The organism is Mesorhizobium sp. BHscii (assembly GCF_053848065.1).
In genome coordinates, this window is record NZ_JBSPKW010000001.1 from 334,002 (window position 1) to 353,044 (window position 19,043).

At 62.3% G+C, this 19,043-nt stretch carries 19 protein-coding genes; all 19 read left to right on the forward strand.

Annotated elements, in window-relative coordinates:
- Nucleotides 1-47 precede the first annotated feature (47 nt).
- The 19 genes from ACWTU7_RS01580 to ACWTU7_RS01670 all read left to right on the forward strand — a co-directional run bounded on the left by ACWTU7_RS01580 (nucleotide 48) and on the right by ACWTU7_RS01670 (nucleotide 18,651).
- Complete coding sequence (locus ACWTU7_RS01580; RefSeq protein WP_455837453.1) at nucleotides 48-1,154, forward strand: NAD-dependent epimerase/dehydratase family protein; 1,107 nt, start codon at nucleotides 48-50, stop codon at nucleotides 1,152-1,154.
- A complete protein-coding gene (locus ACWTU7_RS01585; RefSeq protein ID WP_455837454.1) occupies nucleotides 1,151-2,218 on the forward strand; it encodes an NAD-dependent epimerase/dehydratase family protein in 1,068 nt (355 codons plus the stop codon). Before ACWTU7_RS01580 ends, ACWTU7_RS01585 begins: the two co-directional genes overlap by 4 nt.
- Nucleotides 2,215-3,507: a TIGR04295 family B12-binding domain-containing radical SAM protein gene (locus ACWTU7_RS01590; RefSeq protein WP_455837455.1), complete on the forward strand. Its 1,293-nt coding sequence runs from the start codon at nucleotides 2,215-2,217 to the stop codon at nucleotides 3,505-3,507. Before ACWTU7_RS01585 ends, ACWTU7_RS01590 begins: the two co-directional genes overlap by 4 nt.
- 23 nt (nucleotides 3,508-3,530) lie before the next feature.
- On the forward strand, nucleotides 3,531-4,592 hold the full coding sequence (locus tag ACWTU7_RS01595; protein ID WP_455837456.1) for a glycosyltransferase family 4 protein: 1,062 nt from the start codon (nucleotides 3,531-3,533) through the stop codon (nucleotides 4,590-4,592).
- Nucleotides 4,593-4,594: 2 nt separating this feature from the next.
- A complete protein-coding gene (locus ACWTU7_RS01600) occupies nucleotides 4,595-5,725 on the forward strand; it encodes a CgeB family protein (RefSeq protein WP_455837457.1) in 1,131 nt (376 codons plus the stop codon).
- Nucleotides 5,722-6,816: a CgeB family protein gene (locus tag ACWTU7_RS01605; RefSeq protein ID WP_455837458.1), complete on the forward strand. Its 1,095-nt coding sequence runs from the start codon at nucleotides 5,722-5,724 to the stop codon at nucleotides 6,814-6,816. The genes ACWTU7_RS01600 and ACWTU7_RS01605 overlap by 4 nt, the downstream gene beginning before the upstream one ends.
- The gene (locus tag ACWTU7_RS01610; RefSeq protein ID WP_287093889.1) at nucleotides 6,813-7,922 is read left to right on the forward strand and encodes a CgeB family protein; all 1,110 of its coding nucleotides are present in this window, start codon (nucleotides 6,813-6,815) and stop codon (nucleotides 7,920-7,922) included. The genes ACWTU7_RS01605 and ACWTU7_RS01610 overlap by 4 nt, the downstream gene beginning before the upstream one ends.
- Nucleotides 7,923-7,952: 30 nt before the next feature.
- Entirely contained in the window at nucleotides 7,953-8,999 is a 1,047-nt protein-coding gene (locus ACWTU7_RS01615; RefSeq protein WP_029356186.1) for a UDP-glucuronic acid decarboxylase family protein, read from the forward strand.
- A 134-nt stretch (nucleotides 9,000-9,133) separates the two neighbouring features.
- Nucleotides 9,134-9,319: a hypothetical protein gene (locus ACWTU7_RS01620; protein WP_127210156.1), complete on the forward strand. Its 186-nt coding sequence runs from the start codon at nucleotides 9,134-9,136 to the stop codon at nucleotides 9,317-9,319.
- A 151-nt stretch (nucleotides 9,320-9,470) separates the two neighbouring features.
- Complete coding sequence (locus ACWTU7_RS01625; RefSeq protein ID WP_455837633.1) at nucleotides 9,471-10,574, forward strand: inositol-3-phosphate synthase; 1,104 nt, start codon at nucleotides 9,471-9,473, stop codon at nucleotides 10,572-10,574.
- A complete protein-coding gene (locus tag ACWTU7_RS01630; protein ID WP_455837459.1) occupies nucleotides 10,571-11,167 on the forward strand; it encodes a histidine phosphatase family protein in 597 nt (198 codons plus the stop codon). Before ACWTU7_RS01625 ends, ACWTU7_RS01630 begins: the two co-directional genes overlap by 4 nt.
- Nucleotides 11,168-11,180: 13 nt before the next feature.
- The gene (locus ACWTU7_RS01635) at nucleotides 11,181-12,284 is read left to right on the forward strand and encodes a CgeB family protein (protein WP_029356178.1); all 1,104 of its coding nucleotides are present in this window, start codon (nucleotides 11,181-11,183) and stop codon (nucleotides 12,282-12,284) included.
- Nucleotides 12,284-13,090: a sugar phosphate nucleotidyltransferase gene (locus tag ACWTU7_RS01640; RefSeq protein WP_455837460.1), complete on the forward strand. Its 807-nt coding sequence runs from the start codon at nucleotides 12,284-12,286 to the stop codon at nucleotides 13,088-13,090. The genes ACWTU7_RS01635 and ACWTU7_RS01640 overlap by 1 nt, the downstream gene beginning before the upstream one ends.
- A gap of 2 nt (nucleotides 13,091-13,092) precedes the next feature.
- Nucleotides 13,093-13,854, forward strand: coding sequence for a TIGR04290 family methyltransferase (locus tag ACWTU7_RS01645; protein ID WP_455837461.1), 762 nt, complete (start codon nucleotides 13,093-13,095; stop codon nucleotides 13,852-13,854).
- Nucleotides 13,847-14,779 carry a glycoside hydrolase 5 family protein gene (locus ACWTU7_RS01650; RefSeq protein ID WP_065006875.1) on the forward strand — a complete coding sequence of 311 codons (933 nt, stop codon included), beginning with the start codon at nucleotides 13,847-13,849 and terminating at the stop codon, nucleotides 14,777-14,779. The genes ACWTU7_RS01645 and ACWTU7_RS01650 overlap by 8 nt, the downstream gene beginning before the upstream one ends.
- Nucleotides 14,780-14,786: 7 nt before the next feature.
- Nucleotides 14,787-15,638 (forward strand): PIG-L deacetylase family protein, encoded by an 852-nt coding sequence (locus ACWTU7_RS01655; protein ID WP_455837462.1) that lies wholly within the window; start codon nucleotides 14,787-14,789, stop codon nucleotides 15,636-15,638.
- Nucleotides 15,635-16,699 carry a glycosyltransferase gene (locus ACWTU7_RS01660; protein ID WP_455837463.1) on the forward strand — a complete coding sequence of 355 codons (1,065 nt, stop codon included), beginning with the start codon at nucleotides 15,635-15,637 and terminating at the stop codon, nucleotides 16,697-16,699. The genes ACWTU7_RS01655 and ACWTU7_RS01660 overlap by 4 nt, the downstream gene beginning before the upstream one ends.
- Before the next feature lie 9 nt (nucleotides 16,700-16,708).
- Nucleotides 16,709-17,698 (forward strand): GNAT family N-acetyltransferase, encoded by a 990-nt coding sequence (locus ACWTU7_RS01665; RefSeq protein WP_455837464.1) that lies wholly within the window; start codon nucleotides 16,709-16,711, stop codon nucleotides 17,696-17,698.
- Nucleotides 17,695-18,651, forward strand: coding sequence for a class I SAM-dependent methyltransferase (locus ACWTU7_RS01670; protein WP_455837465.1), 957 nt, complete (start codon nucleotides 17,695-17,697; stop codon nucleotides 18,649-18,651). Before ACWTU7_RS01665 ends, ACWTU7_RS01670 begins: the two co-directional genes overlap by 4 nt.
- The last annotated feature ends 392 nt before the right edge of the window (nucleotides 18,652-19,043 follow it).

A 19,043-nucleotide genomic window follows, 5' to 3' on the forward strand; every position in this document is an offset into this window, starting at 1 on the left:
TTGCCAAACAGTTCGGGGCGCCAAGGCCATCTGCGCAAGGAGTTGTCGTGAAACGCATACTGGTTACAGGAGGGTGCGGTTTCATCGGCCGCCACGTCGTCCAGGAACTCGTTGAACATGGTTATGCTGTCTGCATTCTCGATGCGCTGCTGGAACAGGTGCACGGTAGCGAGGCGACCAGCCTGCCGGCAGGGGCCGAACTGATCAAGGGCGACGTTCGCAACCGCGACGCCATCGCCGAGGCGCTCCAGGGCGTCGACGCCATTATCCATCTGGCGGCCGAGGTCGGCGTCGGCCAGTCCATGTATGAGATCGCCCGCTATGTCGGCGCGAACGACCTCGGCACCGCCACTTTGCTTGAAGCATTGATCAAACGTCCAGTCGAGCGGATCGTCGTCGCTTCGTCGATGAGCGTCTACGGCGAGGGTCTCTATGCCACGCCAGGCGGTCGGCGCGTCGACAATGCACGGCGGCAGGCTAACGACATCAAGAGCGGCCAATGGAATCCGCTGTCGGCGGCGGATGAAAGTCTGTGGCCCCTGCCGACAGACGAGGAAAAGCCGGTCGACCTCGCGTCTATCTATGCGCTGACGAAATATGCCCAGGAGCGCGCCGTGCTGATCTTCGGGGATGCCTATGGCGTCGACGCGGTGGCGCTGCGCCTGTTCAACGTCTTCGGCGCCGGACAGGCGCTGTCAAACCCGTACACCGGCGTTTTGGCAAATTTCGCTTCACGCCTCGCCAACGACCAGCGGCCGATGATTTTCGAAGATGGCGAGCAGAAGCGCGACTTCGTCCATGTGCGCGACGTCGCCCGCGCCTTCCGCCTGGCGCTGGAACAACGCCAGGCGCGCGGCCACGTCATCAACATCGGCAGCGGACGGGCCTATGCGATCAGCGAGGTCGCGCGGTTGCTCGCCGACGCTATGGGTGTGCCGGAACATCGGCCTGAAATCCTCGGCAAGGCGCGCGCCGGCGATATCCGCAATTGCTTCGCCGATATTTCGAAGGCGCGCGAACTGCTCGGTTTCGAGCCGCAGCACCGGCTGGAGGATTCACTCAACGAGTTCGTCGCATGGGTTCGCAACACGGTCGCCATCGACCGCGGCGCCGACATGAAACGGGAACTCGAAGAGCGGGGACTGGTATCATGAGGCCGGACGGGTTTCGTGAAGCGCCGGTTGCCATCGTCGGCGGCAGTGGCTTCATCGGCTCGAACCTCGCCGACAGCCTGTTGTCGGATGGGGTGCCGGTGCTGGTCATCGACAATCTCAGCCGCCCGGGCGTCGATCAGAACCTGGCTTGGCTGGCGCAGAAGCACGGCAATAAACTTGCCGTGGAGACTGTGGATGTCCGGGACGGAGACGTGCTGGCGCCGCTTTTGGCGCATTCCAAAGCGATATTCCATCTCGCCGCGCAGACCGCCGTCACCACGAGCCTCGTCCAGCCAAGTGAAGATTTCGACATCAATCTTCGCGGTACCTTCAACGTCCTGGAAGCGGCTCGCCGGAGCGGCAGACGCATTCCCGTGATCTTCGCCAGCACGAACAAGGTCTATGGCGGCCTGCCGGATGTCACAGTCCGCGAAGAGGACGATCGGTGCGTACCCTGCGACGCCGGCATCCGCGCCAACGGCATAGACGAGACCTGCGGTCTGGATTTCTGCACGCCCTATGGCTGCTCCAAAGGCGCGGCGGATCAATACGTGCTCGACTATGCCAAGTCGTACGATCTGCCGACCGCGGTCCTGCGCATGAGCTGCATCTACGGCCCGCGCCAGTTCGGCACGGAGGACCAGGGCTGGGTCGCCCATTTTCTCCTTAGCGCGCTTTCCGGCCGGCCGATCACGATCTACGGCAACGGCAAGCAGGTGCGCGATATCCTCCATGTCTCCGATGCTGTTGCGGCCTATCGCGGGGTACTTGCCCGGATCGAGGATATCAAGGGGCAAGCATTCAACCTCGGTGGCGGTCCGGGCAACGCCGTCAGCCTGCGCATGCTGCTCAAGCAGATCGGCGAGCTGACCGGGCGGAACCTCTCGATCCGCTACGACCGGGAACGCACCGGCGACCAGCCATTCTTTGTCGCCGACACCCGCAAGATAGAAGTGACGCTCGGCTGGAAAGCGAAAGTGTCCTGGCGCGACGGCGTCCGTGATCTGGCCGATTGGCTCCAGCGTCATCGCCTCGAGCCTGAACCAGCGAGGTACGTGGCATGAAAGTCGCCCTGGTCAATCCGTCCTGGACCTACGAGGACAGCATCTATTTCGGCTGCCGCCAGCCACATCTGCCGCTGGAACTGGGCTACTCGAAAGCCTTGCTGGAGGCCGACGGCCATCAGGTGCTGATGCTGGACGGGCAAATCCAGAAGCTGGACAACGCAGCACTTGCCGATCGCGTCGCCGCTTTCGCTCCGGCCATGACCGTTGTCAGCACGGCGCCGACCTATTTGTTCTGGCGCTGCGCGCCGCCCGAGCTGCGCGTGCCTGCCGACTTCCTCAACAGCCTTGCCGGGCGCGGCGGGCGCACCGTTGCTGTCGGACCGCACGGCTCGGCGACGCCGGCGCCAACGCTGCGCAAGCTTGGCGTCGATGTCGTCGTGCGCGGCGAATGCGAAGAGGTCGTCGCCGAACTCGCCCGCCGTGACAATTGGAACGCAGTGCCCCACACCGCTCATGTCCAGGAGGGAAAAACTGTCGGCAATGGCGGCGTCCACGCCAGCTCGTTTGTCGGTCATCCGCCCCTCAACTGGCCGTCCGATTGGATTGCTGCCCATTCGCACCATCACCACAGGTTCGACGACAATCAAGTGGGCTTCGGAGCGGAGGTCGAAGCGTCTCGCGGCTGCCCCTACAATTGCAGCTTCTGTGCCAAGATCGATTTCCGCGACGCCTATCGCCGCAGGAACCACGATGCGATCGTGACGGAAATTGATCGGCTGATCGGGCAAGGCGTCGGCTACGTCTATTTTATCGACGAAATCTTCCTGCCGCAGAAGGCACTGCTGGAGGCACTGGTCGACCGCGACGTCAAGTTCGGCGTGCAGACCCGCATCGACCTTTGGAAGCCGGAGCTCCTCGAATTACTGGGCGCCGCCGGCTGCGTTTCCATCGAGGCCGGCCTCGAAAGCCTGACCGTGGAAGGCCGGGCCATGCTGGCAAAGCGTTGCCGGCTGGGCACCGAGGAACTGGCCGCGCTGCTGGTCAATGCACGACGTCACGTTCCGTTCGTCCAGGCCAATCTGATCGGCGTGATCGAGGACGATCCCGCTCTGGTCGATCATTGGCGCAAGCACCTCATCGACCGCGGTGTGTGGGCCAATGAACCGGTGCCGCTCTATCCCTACCCCAGTTCGCCCAGCTATCGCGAGCTTTGGGGCGAGCCCGACGATCTCGCCTGGGAGCGCGCCCACGAGCATTACCTGGCCTCGTTCCGGACGTTCAGCGACATCCAGGAGAAGCGTCCGCGCGCGTTGGCCGAGTTGGAGGCGACATGTTGCAGTCACTGATCCGCCGCCCGCGGCGAATCCTAATGACCGTCGATGCCGTCGGCGGCGTCTGGCGCTACGCGCTTGATCTGGCGCGGGAGTTGGCTCACGGCGGCGACAGCATCGTGCTCGCCGGGTTAGGCCCGGAACCGTCCGAGGAGCAGGCGAAGGAGGTGCAGGCTTTCGCGGCCTTGGCGTGGCTCAAGACACCGCCGGACTGGATGACGCGGAATGAGAGCGATCTGGAAAGATTGCCGCAGGAACTGCGCGCGCTTGTTTGCGATTGCGCGATCGACCTCGTCCATCTCAATGCGCCGACGCAGGCCGTGGGACTTGATGTGCCTTGCCCGGTCGTGGCGGTCTCGCATTCATGCGTTGTGACGTGGCTCCACGCCGTCAGGGGACAGGCTGTGGACGGCGAATGGGCCTGGCAGAAGGACCGTAACAGACGCGGTTTCGATCGGGCAAATGCCGTAATCGCGCCCAGCCGCAGCCATGCCGACATGCTCGAGGCCTGCTACGGGCCGATCGCCCGCCTGAGCGTTGTCAGCAACGGCACACGGCCAGGTCCAAAGGCAGAGACGCGCGAACCAATGGTTCTCGCCGCCGCGCGCTGGTGGGACGAAGGAAAGAACGCAGCTACGCTGGACCAGGCAGCATCGCTGACGACATGGCCGGTCTTCGCTGCCGGGCCGCTCGAGGGCGCCGATGGGCAACGCACCAGTTTCAGCAACGTCGCTCCTCTGGGTTCTGTCTGCCACGATGAAGTACGTCGGTTGATGGCGCAGGCCGGCATCTTCGTGTCGCCATCCGTCTACGAACCCTTTGGCCTTGCCGTGCTGGAGGCAGCCACATCCGCAACACCTTTGGTGCTTGCCGATATCCCGACCTATCGCGAATTGTGGAACGGCGCGGCTATGTTCTACGACGTCCATGATCCACGCGATCTCGCCAGATGTGTCGATCGTCTCTCTGACGACGCCCGATATAGGTGCCGGCTCGGCGAAGCCGCCGCACGCCGAGCGCGCAAGTTTTCACCGGTAAGGCAAGCGGCGGCCATGCACGAGATCTACGATCGGGCCGCCCTGGCCGTTGCGGAACGCTGACGATGCGGTTCCTGTTCTATACCCATTCGGTCGTTTCCGACTGGAACCACGGCAACGCACATTTCCTGCGCGGCATCATGCGGGAACTCGTTGCACGCGGACATCAGGCGATCGCGCTGGAGCCCGCAGACGGCTGGAGCCGTTCGAACCTCCTGGCAGAGAAAGGGCCCTTCGCGGTCGAGCGCTTCAGAAAGGATTTTCCGGAGCTGATGCCGGTGACCTACGACGCCTCCTTCGTCCATGAAGGCTGGATTGCCGGCGCCGATGTGGTGATCGTCCACGAATGGACTGACCCGGACCTTGTCGCGCGCATCGGCAGGGCAAAGGCGAACGGAGGCGGTTTCACCCTTCTGTTCCATGACACCCATCATCGCGCCGTCTCGGCGACGCAAGCGATCTCGGCTCTGCGGCTGGAGCATTATGACGGCGTGCTCGCCTTCGGCGAAGCGTTGCGGGAAAGCTATCTTCGCGCCGGCTGGGGCAAACGTGCTTTCACTTGGCACGAGGCGGCGGATGAGCGCCTGTTCAAGCCGCACCCGGAGATCGACCCTACATCCGACGTGATCTGGATCGGCAACTGGGGCGACGACGAGCGCAGTGCCGAAATCAAGGAATTCCTGATCAATCCAGTGGAAGAACTTGGCCTGGGTGGCACTGTTCATGGCGTGCGCTATCCACGCGAAGCGCTCGCCGATCTTGCCGCCGCCGGCCTGGGTTACGAAGGCTGGATTGCCAATGCCGACGTGCCCAAGGCATTCGCGGCCCACCGCGTAACCGTCCACATCCCGCGGCGCCCCTATCGGGAGAGCCTGCCCGGAATTCCGACGATCCGCATGTTCGAGGCGCTCGCCTGTGGCATCCCGCTCGTTTCGGCGCCTTGGACCGATGTCGAGCAACTCTTCAGGCCAGGCATCGACTTCCTTTTCGCGCGCGACGGATCCGAGATGTGCCGTCATCTTCGCGACGTGCTGGACGATGCTGACCTGGCCGCCTCACTGGTGAAATCCGGCCTCGAAACCATCGGGAGGCGACACACTTGCCGGCACCGGGCGGACGAGTTGTTCGGCGTGCTCGCCGAATGCGGCAACCGCCAAGCCATCGGTCCCATCGCCATAGAGGAGACAGTCGCATGAAGATTGCATTTTATGGGTCGAGCCTGCTGTCGTCCTATTGGAACGGCGCGGCGACCTATTACCGTGGATTGCTCAAGGCTCTTTCTCAGCTCGGCTACGAGATCACTTTCTATGAACCGGACGTCTACGACAGGCAGAAGAACCGCGATATCGAGCCACCAGACTGGTGCAACGTCGTCGTCTACGAGGCGACCCCGCATGCGCTGATGCAGGTGGCAGCAAGCGCACGCGAAGCCGATATCGTCGTCAAGGCGAGCGGAGTAGGCTTCGAGGACGAGGCGCTGCTGCGCGCCGTACTCGACCACGCCCGTGCGGATGCGCTGACAGTGTTCTGGGATGTCGACGCACCGGCCACTCTGGGCCAATTGCGCGACGAGCCGGACCACCCCCTTCACCGCGCGTTGCGGGAGATCGACCTTGTCCTCACGTACGGCGGCGGCGATCCGGTCGTCTGGGCCTATCGTGCGCTGGGGGCGGCTGAGTGCGTGCCGATCTACAATGCGCTCGATCCCGAAACGCATCATCCGGTCGCGAAGGATAAGCGTTTCGCTTGCGACCTCGCCTTTCTCGGCAACCGCCTGCCGGATCGTGAAGCACGCGTCGAAGCCTTCTTCCTCGATCCGGCCAGCCGTTCGGGCGATCAGCATTTCCTGCTCGGCGGATCCGGTTGGGGTGACAAGCAGCTTCCGGCAAATGTCGCATGGCTCGGCCACGTCGGGACGCGCGACCACAATGCGTTCAATGTCACATCCAAGGCGGTGCTGAACATCAGCCGCGACAGCATGGCCGCCAACGGCTTTTCACCTGCCACGCGCGTCTTCGAGGCTGCGGGTGCCGGCGCATGCCTCATCACCGACGCCTGGCTCGGCGTCGAATTGTTCCTGGTCCCTGGGGAAGAGATCCTGGTGGCGCGCGACGGCAACGATGTCGCCGAAATCATGCGCACCCTCACACCCCAGCAGGCAAAAGCGATCGGTGCATCTGCGCTTCGGCGTGTTCTCGCCGAGCATACCTATGCGCTAAGGGCCGCCGTGGCCGACGCCGTTTTCAGGCGTCATTTCGAGCGCCCCGCCGTGGAGGCAGCGGAATGACCAAGCGGCTCGATATCGTCTTTCTTGGCCTGTCTTTGTCCTCTTCATGGGGAAACGGCCACGCCACGACCTTTCGAGGGTTGCTGAAGGGCCTGCACGAGCTCGGCCATCGCATCACCTTCCTCGAACGCGACGTGCCATGGTATGCAAGCCATCGCGATTTGCGCGACCCGGATTTCTGCACGTTGCGCTACTACGAAACGACGAACGATCTTCGTCGGACGTATGCTCGCTGCCTGCAGCAGGCCGATGTCGTGGTGGTTGGGTCCTTCGTTCCGGAGGGGCGAGCCGTCATCGACATCGTCGCGTCCTTGTGCACGGGCCAGTTCTGCTTCTACGACATCGACACGCCGGTCACGCTGGCAAAGCTCGCCGCGAATGATTGCGACTACATATGCCGACGGCAGATTCCGTATTTCGACGTCTATTTCTCATTCACCGGCGGGCCAACGCTCGCCCGTTTGGCGGCGGATTTTGGTGCACGGCGCGCCGAGCCGCTCTACTGCTCCGTCGACCCGGAGCGGCATCGCCGAACGTCCGATCCGATCTGCTGGGACCTTGGCTACCTCGGCACCTACAGCTCGGACCGGCAGGCGACACTGGATGCTCTCCTGCTTGAACCGGCAAGACGCATGCCGGACCGTCGCTTCGTTGTGGCCGGCTCGCAATTCCCGTCCGAGACCGTCTGGCCAAGCAACGTCGATCGCATCGAGCACTTGCCGCCGGCAGACCACGCCGCTTTCTACAGCCGTCAGCGCTACACGTTGAACGTCACACGCAGCTCCATGATAGCGGCTGGGTGGTCTCCCAGCGTACGCCTCTTCGAGGCGGCTGCCTGTGGCACGGCGATCATCAGCGATCGCTGGACCGGTCTGGATAGCTTCTTTCCGACAGCCACGATCAATACGGCGGGCCAAGCGGAGGAGGTGATCGATATCCTGTCCAGGCAATCCGACCGCGTCAGGCTGGCTATGGCCAAGCGAGCGCGCGCGACGATCCTGGCATCACATACTGGCGCCGCGAGAGCTCGCGAATTCGTTTCGCTGCTGGCGCGGCCACGATCGGCACGTCCAGCCCTCGATCTGGACATCGAAAGTGCAGCATGACTGGCAGACAGCAGACAGGAGAAAATAGAGATGCGGCAATCAAGAAGGACGCAACGGACCAAAACGGCGCTTGTCGCCGGCGGCGCGGGTTTCCTCGGTTCGCATCTTTGCGAAACACTGCTTCAGACCGGGTACCGGGTGATCTGTGTCGACAATTTTCTTACCGGCCGGATGGAAAACATCGTCTCGATGATGGACCGCCCTCGTTTCCGGTTGATCGAGCAGGATATTTGCCGACCATTGGACCTTGCTGAGCCGGTGGACCGCATTTTCAACCTGGCGTGCGCCGCATCGCCGCCGCGTTACCAAGCCGATCCGGTTCATACCACGCGAACCTGCGTGATCGGAACGCTCAATCTGCTTGAGCTTGCCGCCCGAAATAATGCGCGCTTCCTTCAGGCATCGACAAGCGAAGTGTATGGCGATCCCGAACAGCACCCGCAAAGGGAAGACTATGTCGGTCATGTGAACTGCACCGGTCCTCGTGCCTGCTATGACGAGGGCAAGCGAACCGCCGAAACCTTGTGCTTCGATTATTTGAGAACCGAGATGGCCGACATCCGGGTCGCGCGCATCTTCAACACCTATGGTCCGAGGATGGATCCTGCCGACGGCCGGATTGTCTCGAACCTGGTGATGCAGGCTCTCGAGAAGAGACCACTGACGATATTCGGCGACGGGCTGCAGACCAGGTCGTTCTGCTATGTCTCCGATCTGGTCGACGGTTTGGTCCGTCTTATGGATGTCGATCCCAATCCGCGCCAACCGGTCAATTTAGGCAATCCCGGGGAATTCACCGTTCTTCAACTGGCTGGATTGGTGAGAGATATGACCCATAGCAACTCGGTCTTCAAATTCCTGGCACTGCCGCAAGACGACCCTCGCCGGCGGCAACCGGACATTTCCCGAGCAAAAACCCTTCTGGATTGGTCGCCAAAGGTGCCGCTCAGGCAAGGCCTGATGCAGACGATCAGCTATTTTATGGAGCTCGAAGCGAGCCGTAACGAGGATCGAATTCCCCCAATTGCGCCAAGCGTGAGGTCCGCTTCAGGCCGACTGCAAAACTTGCCGGCCTGAAGTCAGGGAGAGCTGTGCGCACGGACATGGGCCATGTGAGACGGTGGCGCGAACGCGCGCTCTCACTTTTTGTCATTAAGGGAACATCCAGCCGAGCTCGCCGTTGGGCGAAGATACCGGCATGGAGAACCGACGTGCATCGAAAACGATCCGCCAAGGACATCGAGCAAATGGCCGAAAGGGAAACGGCTGCCTTTCTGAGACGTGCCTCGATCACCTACCTTGAATGCTGTGTGAGCCTGATGATGACGCACCTCGAGCGCGAGGAAGTGGCCACCATCCTCGAAAAGGAAGCGGATATGCTGCGACGGCTCGACTGAGGCTTGCAGCACTTAGGCCCAGGCAGCCTCAAACAGCGCGCAGCTTTAATCGGCCATGAAGTTCGTGATTTTTCCAGGTCGCAAGGAACATTCCCGGCAACTGGCAGTTCGGCGCGAGGAACTTATCTTCAACAGCGATGGCGGCAGTTTCGTGGGATCGAAAAAGGTACGGATTGGAATAGCCGGCGTCGGCAATTGCGCGTCTTCCCTTGTCCAGGGCCTCTCATATTATCGGGACGCCAGAGGTAATGAGCCGATACCGGGCCTGATGCATGCCGATCTTGGCGGTTATCATGTGGATGACATCGAGGTCGTCTGTGCTTTCGACGTCGCCAAGGGCAAAGTTGGGCGGGATGTGGCGGAAGCCATATACAATGCGCCCAACAATACCTTCCGCTTTGCCGATGTCGAAGCAACCGGCGTTCGCGTCGAGCGCGGACCAACGCTCGATGGAATCGGCAAATATCTACGCGATGAAATCGAGGAGGCAGAAGAGCCGGTCGCGAATGTCAGCGCCCTGCTGCGGGAAAGCGGCGCTGACGTATTGGTCTCATATCTGCCGGTCGGCTCGGAAGAGGCTACGCGTTTTTATGCCGAATGCGCGCTCGAGGCCGGCTGCGCCTTCGTCAACTGCATACCGGTTTTTATCGCGTCGCGACTGGAATGGCGCCAGCTCTTCGAACAGCGTGGCCTGCCGTTGATCGGCGACGATATCAAAAGCCAGGTCGGCGCGACGATCGTGCACCGGCTGCTCGCTAATCTGTTCCGCGAGCGCGGCGTCCGCATCGACCGCACCTATCAGCTGAATTTCGGCGGCAACACCGATTTCCTCAACATGCTGGAACGCGAGCGGCTGGAATCGAAGAAGATTTCCAAGACACAATCCGTAACCAGCCAGCTCGACGTTCCCCTGGAGGCCGGTAACATCCATGTCGGCCCCAGCGACCATGTGCCTTGGCTTACCGATCGAAAATGGGCCTACATCCGAGTCGAAGGCACGACGTTCGGCGGCGTGCCGCTGAATGCAGAGCTCAAACTGGAAGTGTGGGATTCGCCCAACTCCGCCGGGGTCGTTATCGATGCTGTCCGCTGCGCCAAGCTGGCGCTCGACCGCGGCATCGCGGGAGCGCTGACCGGCCCTTGCAGCTATTTCATGAAGTCGCCGCCCGAGCAGTTCACCGATGCCGAGGCACGCCTGCGCACGCTGTCTTTCATCGCCGGTAGGGACGAGCCGATGCTCGATGCCGCGGAATGACGACGACATTCTTTTTGATCCGCCATGCGGCGCACGACAATGTCGGCGCCTATCTTGCCGGACGCATGGCCGGAGTCTGCCTTGGCGACATCGGCAGGGCACAGGCGTTGCGCCTGGCCAGCCACATGGCACCGAAGCCGCTAGCAGCCATCTGTTGCAGCCCGCGCGAACGAACATTGGAAACCGCAAAACCGATCGCAATCGCCTGCAGTCCCGATAAGATTACAATCTGCCAAGAGCTCGATGAGATCGACTTCGGCGCGTGGTCGGGAAAGACTTTCGAAGAGTTGAACCAGGACGCCGACTGGCGGGTGTGGAACAGTCGGCGTCAGCAGGCGAGGACGCCGGGCGGCGAGACCATGCTGGACGTGCAGCAACGTGTCACCTCGCTGATGCAGCAGCTTCGCAAACGCTACCAGAACCAGTCCGTGGCACTGGTCAGCCATGCCGACGTGATCAAGGCCGCCGTCTGCAAGGTGCTCGGCTTGCCGCTGGGAGACTGTTTTCGCTTCGATATCGATCCTGCTTCGATCACCACGGTCGTATCCGGTGACTGGGGCTCCAAGCTGATCCGATTGAACGAAGCCGCCTGACGAGGACAGCCGGATGCGAATGGTCATTTTCGGTCTCACCGTCACCTCCTCGTGGGGAAACGGACACGCGACGCTGTGGCGCGGCCTGATCCGGGCGCTGGGCGGGCTGGGCTGGTCCGTCACCTTCTTCGAACGCAACACTCCCTATTATGCCGGGGCGCGCGACCTTGATCATCTCGATGGCGGCAACGTCGTTCTCTATCCGGACTGGGAAGACATTCGCCATGTCGCGGAACAGGCTATCGGGCAATCGGACGTCGTCATCGTCACGTCCTATTGCCCCGACGCCGTGGAGGCATCGCGCCTGGCGCAGCAGACCTGTCGCGGGCTGAAAGTTTTCTACGATCTGGACACCCCGGTTACACTCGCCCGGATCGAACAAGGTCTACGACCGGCGTATTACGGGCCCGAAGGCCTTCGCGATTTCGACCTCGTCCTGAGTTATACGGGGGGAACCGCAATCGATGCGCTGAAAACTCTGCTGGGTGCGCGCCGTGTCTTGCCTCTCTATGGTCATGTCGATCCCGAGCGACACCGGCCAGCAGAGCCCCGGGCTGAATTTGCCGGAGATCTATCCTATCTCGGAACTTATGCGGCTGATCGCCAGGCCGGCGTCGAAAAGCTGCTGGTCCGCACGGCAGCGCGCCTGCCGGACCACCGTTTCGTCATCGGCGGCGCCCAATATCCGCACGAATTTCCGTGGGGCGAAAACATCTTCTTTGTCAGGCATCTTCCGCCTGCGGATCATCCGGCCTTCTTTTGCTCATCGCGTCTGACGCTGAACGTGACCCGCGAGGCGATGGCCAAGAGGGGCTGGTGTCCTTCGGGCAGGCTGTTCGAGGCGGCAGCCTGCGGCGCGGCGATCGTGAGCGACACCTGGCCAGGCCTGAGCAGTTTTTTCCAACCCGGCAGCGAGATCATCCTGGCGGACACCACCGACGACGTGGTCGCGGCAGTCTGCTTGTCCGACAGCGACGTCGACGCAATCCGGCGCCGTGCGCGCGAGCGGGTGTTGGACGAGCACACCTCTGCGCAGCGCGCCAGGGAACTGGACCGCCTCCTGTCCGATGCATTGCAGGGCTTGACGGCGGGCGAGCCGTTGAAGGAAGCAATCTGATGTTGGGCATCGTGCCCGCTGCCGGCCGCGGCAGCCGCATTCAACCGCTCGGCTTCTCGAAGGAGCTCCTGCCGGTCGGCAGCCGCATCGACGGCCAGACCGAGCGCCCGTGCGCGGTGAGCGAATATCTGGTGCGTCGCATGGTGCGCAACGGTGTCGACAAAATCTGCTTCGTCATCGGATCGGGCAAATCGGACATCCTTGAATACTATGCCGCCGGCTACGGCGACGCCGCCGCACTGTTCGTCGTACAGCCCACTCCCGTCGGTCTTTGCGATGCGATCTTCCGCGCCGCCCCGCTCGTCGCACCGGACGAGACGGTTCTGATCGGCCTGCCCGATACGATCTGGTTTCCGGAAGATGGCTTCTGCCGCCTGCCGGACGACCGGCTGTCGTTTCTACTCTTCCCGGTGGATCACCCCGAACTCTTCGATGCCGTCGTTCTCGACCAGGGCGACCGAGTGAGGGAGATCCAGGTCAAGCAACAAGACGCCGCATCGAACTGGATTTGGGGCGCGTTCAAGATGCCGGGCCGCATACTTCACCAGCTTGCCGCGCTTTGGCGCGAGCGGAATCAAAGCGACGAATACGTCGGTACACTCATCAATGCCTATCTGGCGGCCGGCGGTGAGGCTTACGGCGTCAAGGCAGGCACCGCCTATGTCGACGTCGGCACTTTCAACGGCTACCGCACGGCACTTCGGCTGCTTGAGAACAACGACACTAAGTTGGAGGACCCGAAAAACCTCATGTTCGCGCTGCGAGGGCAGTCGCAGATACCAAGCCATCCAGGCGAAGGAGGCTAGCCATGTTGCATTCGAACGCGGAAATCCGTCGCCGCATCGATGCCCTTGGCCCGTGGTTTCACAACATGGAGCTGGCAGGCGTCGAAACCGCCCCCGACCATTTCCTCGGCAACTACCCGCTGATCAAATGGCGCAAGTTCGCCGACGCCATTCCTGCCGATCTGTCCGGCAAGGCCGTGCTCGACATAGGCTGCAACGCCGGCTTCTACTCGATCGAGATGAAACGACGCGGCGCCGGCCGCGTCCTCGGCATCGATTTCGATGAAGCCTATCTGGCGCAGGCGCGCTTCGCCGCCGAGATCGCGGACTGCGACATCGAATTCCAGCAACTGTCGGTCTACGACGTCGGCGCGCTGCGGGAGAAATTCGACGTTGTCCTGTTCATGGGTGTGCTGTATCACCTGCGCCACCCCCTGCTCGCTCTCGATCTGATCCGGGAGCACGTCGCCGGCGACCTGATGATCTTCCAGTCCATGCAGCGCGGCAGCACCGAACTGCCTGCACTCGATGAGAATTATCCTTTCTGGACACACGATCTGTTCGACCGGCCCGAGTTTCCCAAGCTGCATTTCGTCGAGCATCGCTATGCCGACGACCCGACCAACTGGTGGATTCCCAATCGCGCCTGCACCGAAGCGATGCTGCGCAGCGCCGGCTTCGAGACCGTGCTGCACCCGGAGCAAGAGGTTTATTTCTGCCGCGCCGCCAACGAACCGGCCGGTGGAGGCGCCGTCTACCCGTCGAAAGGACAACTGCGTGATTGAAGCTGCGATGATCTGGAACGAGCCGAACAACAAGTCCCATTGGGATCCCGAACTCGACCCCGACTGGAGCCGCTTCGCCAATATGGCAATGCTGGCCGCCGATGCGATCGCATCGGAAAACCCCACCGTTACCAAGATCCTGGGCGGCATTTCGCCGATCGATGCCGATTTCATGGCGCTCATGAAGCAGTACGGCGCGCTGGATCATGTCGATGCCGTCGCCGTGCACGGCTTCCCGCTCGACTGGAACCTCTGGCAGATTCAGGAGTGGCCCCAGAAGATCGGCGAGATTTCCACCGTCACCGATCTTCCTGTATGGGTCAGCGAAGTTGGTGTGTCGAGCTTCGGTGCCGAGGAGGTGCAGCTATGGGGCTTGCGCCGGACCGCCGAACTGCTGCTCGGCAACGCCTCGCGCATACAATGGTACAGCCTCTACGATCTTCCGCGCGAATGGGGGGCAACGACACGCCATCGCGAGGCGGAAGGCTCCTCCTACTATCGCCACTTCTACATGGGCCTGCTACGCGAAGACGGTACGCCCAAACCCGCGCTCGAGGAATTCCTGCGTTACACGCCCGAAATGGGACTGGTGCAATGGTTCCACTTTGAAGATCCCCGGCTGGATGACGCCGTCGCCTGGATGAAGCGGCTGGGCGTCACCAATGTGCGCACCGGACTTTCCTGGGCCGATAGTTTCAGGCCGAATGCGCTGGACTGGTACGACCGGCAGATGGAAGCGCTTGCCGACTTCGACGTGACCATCACCTTCTGCTTCACTCCCGAGCACCGCGGAGTGATGCCGCATCACACCAGTCCGCCGCTAGTGCCGGAGGAATTTGCCGAGTTTTGCGCGACGATGACCCGCCGCTACGCTCCCGCCATGGCTGCCTCGCCAGTCAGAGCGGTGCGGGCTTCGGCAGCATGAGTGAGCAATGCAACACGCACCTGACAGATCCGGAACGCTTGCCGAATTCGCGGCCCTGTTGACAGGCGCTGCCCCGCACGGCTCTGACGGTGCTGATATCATGATCGTTGTCGCGCATCCGGATGACGAGACTATCGGCATCGGCGGACATCTTGCCGGATTGCGCGGATCTCGCATCGTGCATGTCACTGACGGCGCGCCGCGAGACCTTGATGACGCGCGAGCGTACGGCTTCGAGACTTGGCAGGACTACGCCGAGGCCCGCCATAGGGAGTTGGAGACGGCGCTGGCGGCAGCGGAATTGCCGTCGACGGCCATGATCAGCCTCGGTTATCCCGACAAACAAGCCGCCGGGAATCTTGGCTCGCTCGCACGGGAGCTGACCGGCCTTTTGGCCGATCGCGATGTCAGTTTCGTCTGTACACATCCTTATGAAGGCGGTCACCCCGATCATGACGCGACCGCCTTTGCCGTACACGCGGCCTGCCGTTTGCTGCGCCGCGATGGACGCCCGGCGCCGGCCATCGTCGAAATGGCGTTCTATTGCGCCGGACCTGAGGGCGCAGTCCTCCAGGACTTCAACAGCGATCCCGGCGGTGAGTGCATCGAACTCCACCTTACGGAAGCGGCCTTCGAACGGAAGCAGTGCATGCTGGCCTGCCACCGGACACAGCAACGGACGCTGGCGCCGTTTACGGCGCGCGTCGAACGTTTCCGGGTGGCGCCCACCTATGATTTCCTGGCGCTGCCGAACAACGGCAAGCTTTATTACGAGGCGCTGCCGCTCGGCTTCGAGCCGGCGGCTTGGCTCCACGCCGCCGCCGCTGCACATGAGGAGCTTGGGCTCGGCCGGCCATGACCCTCACCGTCCTGAACGTCGCCTACCCTCTCGCGCCAGTCGGCCCCGATGCGGTTGGCGGTGCCGAGCAGGTGCTGTCGATGCTCGACCAGGCACTCGTGCGCGCGGGACACGGCTCCATCGTGATCGGTTGCCAGGGCTCCAAAGCAGCGGGCGTCCTCATCGAGACACCTGCTGAACCAGGCGTGCTCGACGATGCGGCGAAAAAACGGGCACAGCGCTCCCACCGCGCAGCGATAGACGTCGCACGCGCCCGTTGGCCGATCGACGTGGTTCATCTGCACGGCATCGATTTCGATGCCTATCTGCCTGGCCATGGCCCGACGCTTGTAAGCCTGCACCTGCCGCTCGATTGGTATCCGTCCGATGCTTTGCGCCCAATCCGTGACGATCTATGGCTGCACGCCGTCTCGGCGGCCCAACAGAGGACCGCGCCGCCGGGTGCCAAACTGGTTGCGCCCATTCCAAACGGCGTCGATATCGACGCGCTGAGCGGTCGGCGGTCCAAGCGCAACTTCGCGCTGGTGCTCAGCCGCATCTGCCCGGAAAAGGGCATCCATATTGCACTGGATGCGGCCAAACAGGCTGGTGTGCCGCTGGTCATCGGCGGCAAGGTCTACCCCTATGAAACGCACACTCTGTACTTTCGTGACGAAGTCCAGCCGCGCCTCGACAAGCAGCGCCGCTTCCTCGGTCCGCTCGGCTTCACCGCCAAACGGCGCTTTCTCAATGCCGCCCGGTGCCTGGTCATTCCCAGCCTTGCCGCAGAAACCAGTTCGCTTGTCGCGATGGAGGCGATGGCCTGCGGCACGCCGGTTGTCGCCTTTCCAAACGGCGCGCTGCCGGGCGTGGTCGAACACGGCAGGACGGGCTTTCTGGTCAATGACGTCCATGAGATGGCGGGAGCCATAGTCGCAGCATCCCGCCTGGATGCCGAGATATGTCGGGCCGAGGCGCGGCGGCGCTTTTCGCTCGACCAAATGATTTCGTCTTACATGGACGCGTACCATGCGCTGGCAGAGCTTGGTGCCGGCCGCAGGCGCCTCGCGGCGGTGCAGTGAGCGGTTTTCATGCTCCGCTCCGAGATCATCGACGATCCGGCCGCCCTTGAGGCCCTGGCGCCGCGCTGGCGGGAGCTCTGGGCGCACAGCCGGACGGCGACGCCGTTTCAATGCCCCGCCTGGCTGGTGCCGTGGTGGCGCACATTCGCGCCCGGAGAACTGGCGACGATCGCCGTCTGGCGTGGCGACGATCTGGTGGGATTGGCGCCGCTTTATCTAGAACACACAACTTCCGGTTCGAAACTGCTTCCGGTCGGGATTTCGTTGAGCGACTATCTGGATGTCCTGTGTTTCCCCGGCATCGAAGCGGCTGTCGCCGCCGTCATCGCCGACCGGGCTCTTGCGATCAATTGGTCGCAATGGATTTTGCCGGACCTACCGGCGGGTGCCGCGGGTCTCGCCATAACGCACCCTGCACTGGAGGCGGGTCAACTCGTCGATCACGCTGCTTGTCCCGTGCTCTCTATTGCCGGGGACGAGGCGCTGGCGGTCTGCGTTCCGGCGCGGCGAAGACGCCAGTTGCGCCGCGCACATAAAGCCGCATGCAGGCGCGGCTGCGTTTCCATCATGTCGGCGCAAGCCGATCCCAAAACATTCTTCGATCACCTGATCCGCCTTCACGGCGCGCGCTGGGCCGGGCATGGCGACGGCGTGCTGGCCGATCCGGCTGCAGAAGAATTCCATCGGCAGGCACTTCCCCTGCTTGCCGCACAGGGCCTTATCCGATGCTGGCTTGTTGCTATCGATGATGCGGTCGTCGGCGCCTACTACGGATTTCATCATCGCCACCGCGCCTACGCCTACCTTGGCGGTTTTGATCCGGCCTATGCCGAGGAAAGTCCCGGCGCAATCCTCATCGGCCACGCGATTGCCGAGGCGGCTCGTGAAGGGGCACGGGAGTTCGACTTTCTGCGCGGCCAGGAAACCTACAAATACGGCTGGGGCGCCGTCGACCAATGGACAATGCGAAAGGTCTGGACGCGGAGCATCGCTCAATGAGCACGACTGAACGAAAGCCATCGCCACAGGCGTCGACTGCAAGAATGGTGCTCGATGAGTGCATGGCCGACGGCGCCTGCGTCGAAGCCATCATCGCCAGACTGGCGCTTCGCTTCGCGACGGGGATCGATGCCGCAGAATTGGCTGATTTGGCGCTGGATATGCATTCGGCCGACCTTCGAAAACGAGACAGACTGGAGCGGATCGCCGACCTGCTTCGTCACCGGCCTGACACCTTTGCCATGCTGCGTGAAACAGGTGCGGCCGTTCGCCACGAGCGTAATCAGGAGGAAACGGATGCCGCTGTCGTCAAGCGGCTGGCCGCCGGGTTCGATGTGGCGGCGATGATTTCCCTGCCTGCAAGCGTGCAACTGTCCTCCCTGGGCGACGAGGAGAGGCTTTCAGCCGCAACCGATGAGATCGTCGAATGGCTGGAAAGGCATGGCTTCACCGGCGCCGATCGGGACATACTGGACATTGGTTGTGGCATCGGCCGATTCGAAAGCGCGCTCTCCAGCGCGGCGCACCGGGTCGTCGGCATCGACATATCTTCGAAGATGATTTCGATCGCTCGAGAGCGATGTGCCAAGCTGCGCAATGTGGAACTGCGGCCGACCTCTGGTCTCGATCTTGCCGGTTTCGGCAACGCAAGCTTCGATTGCGTGCTGGCTGTCGACAGTTTCCCCTATCTGGTACTGGCTGGCCTGGCGGAGCGGCATTTCAAGGAAATTGCGCGTGTTCTGAAAACGTCAGGCATGGCAGCACTTCTGAATTACTCCTATCGCGGATCGCCGGCGCTGGATCGTGCCGATGTTCACCGCCTCGCCGAAGCCCACGGCATGCAGGTCGTGGTTGACGGCGAGAAGCCGTTCCGGCTGTGGGATGGCAATGCCTTTCTTCTTTCTGCATCCGACGGAACATTACGGCCCAATGATTGTTCGGGCGTCAAATAGAAAAGGCACCTGTGAGTGCCCACAATCCGAAGGAGGACTAGATGGCATCCGGCGGTAGACATCACCTCTGCCGTCAGGGTAAAAGCTCCGGCGCCGGCGCGATGACCCATTTTTGGCCAAGGACAAGGTCGAGGAAACGCGGCTTTGTCAGAACAGAGCCTAGGAAGCAGCACACCGAGCGACGCCGGCTCAACGGCAATCGGATCAATTCCGATCAGTATCACGCCGCGGATCGGCTCTCGCAAGACTGACTGTTGCAACCGCTAACGCGAATCATGACCAGTGGCAGCAGAGGTCGCGAGAGTCGAATTATCGAGCGCACCCGGCAACATTGCCGGGGGAGAGGGAGGGGAAAGCATAGGCTTCCCCGACGAGATTAGCGGCTTCGAAAC

Excerpts from the sequence above, each read along its gene's own strand:
- ACWTU7_RS01600 (WP_455837457.1), top strand. The coding sequence starts at position 4,595 with ATGCGGTTCCTGTTCTATACCCATTCGGTCGTTTCCGACTGGAACCAC.
- ACWTU7_RS01595 (WP_455837456.1), top strand. The coding sequence starts at position 3,531 with ATGACCGTCGATGCCGTCGGCGGCGTCTGGCGCTACGCGCTTGATCTG.
- ACWTU7_RS01635 (WP_029356178.1), top strand. The coding sequence starts at position 11,181 with ATGCGAATGGTCATTTTCGGTCTCACCGTCACCTCCTCGTGGGGAAAC.
- ACWTU7_RS01605 (WP_455837458.1), top strand. The coding sequence starts at position 5,722 with ATGAAGATTGCATTTTATGGGTCGAGCCTGCTGTCGTCCTATTGGAAC.
- ACWTU7_RS01645 (WP_455837461.1), top strand. The coding sequence starts at position 13,093 with ATGTTGCATTCGAACGCGGAAATCCGTCGCCGCATCGATGCCCTTGGC.
- ACWTU7_RS01585 (WP_455837454.1), top strand. The coding sequence starts at position 1,151 with ATGAGGCCGGACGGGTTTCGTGAAGCGCCGGTTGCCATCGTCGGCGGC.
- ACWTU7_RS01665 (WP_455837464.1), top strand. The coding sequence starts at position 16,709 with ATGCTCCGCTCCGAGATCATCGACGATCCGGCCGCCCTTGAGGCCCTG.
- ACWTU7_RS01630 (WP_455837459.1), top strand. The coding sequence starts at position 10,571 with ATGACGACGACATTCTTTTTGATCCGCCATGCGGCGCACGACAATGTC.
- ACWTU7_RS01610 (WP_287093889.1), top strand. The coding sequence starts at position 6,813 with ATGACCAAGCGGCTCGATATCGTCTTTCTTGGCCTGTCTTTGTCCTCT.
- ACWTU7_RS01660 (WP_455837463.1), top strand. The coding sequence starts at position 15,635 with ATGACCCTCACCGTCCTGAACGTCGCCTACCCTCTCGCGCCAGTCGGC.
- ACWTU7_RS01655 (WP_455837462.1), top strand. The coding sequence starts at position 14,787 with ATGCAACACGCACCTGACAGATCCGGAACGCTTGCCGAATTCGCGGCC.
- ACWTU7_RS01670 (WP_455837465.1), top strand. The coding sequence starts at position 17,695 with ATGAGCACGACTGAACGAAAGCCATCGCCACAGGCGTCGACTGCAAGA.
- ACWTU7_RS01640 (WP_455837460.1), top strand. The coding sequence starts at position 12,284 with ATGTTGGGCATCGTGCCCGCTGCCGGCCGCGGCAGCCGCATTCAACCG.
- ACWTU7_RS01615 (WP_029356186.1), top strand. The coding sequence starts at position 7,953 with ATGCGGCAATCAAGAAGGACGCAACGGACCAAAACGGCGCTTGTCGCC.
- ACWTU7_RS01590 (WP_455837455.1), top strand. The coding sequence starts at position 2,215 with ATGAAAGTCGCCCTGGTCAATCCGTCCTGGACCTACGAGGACAGCATC.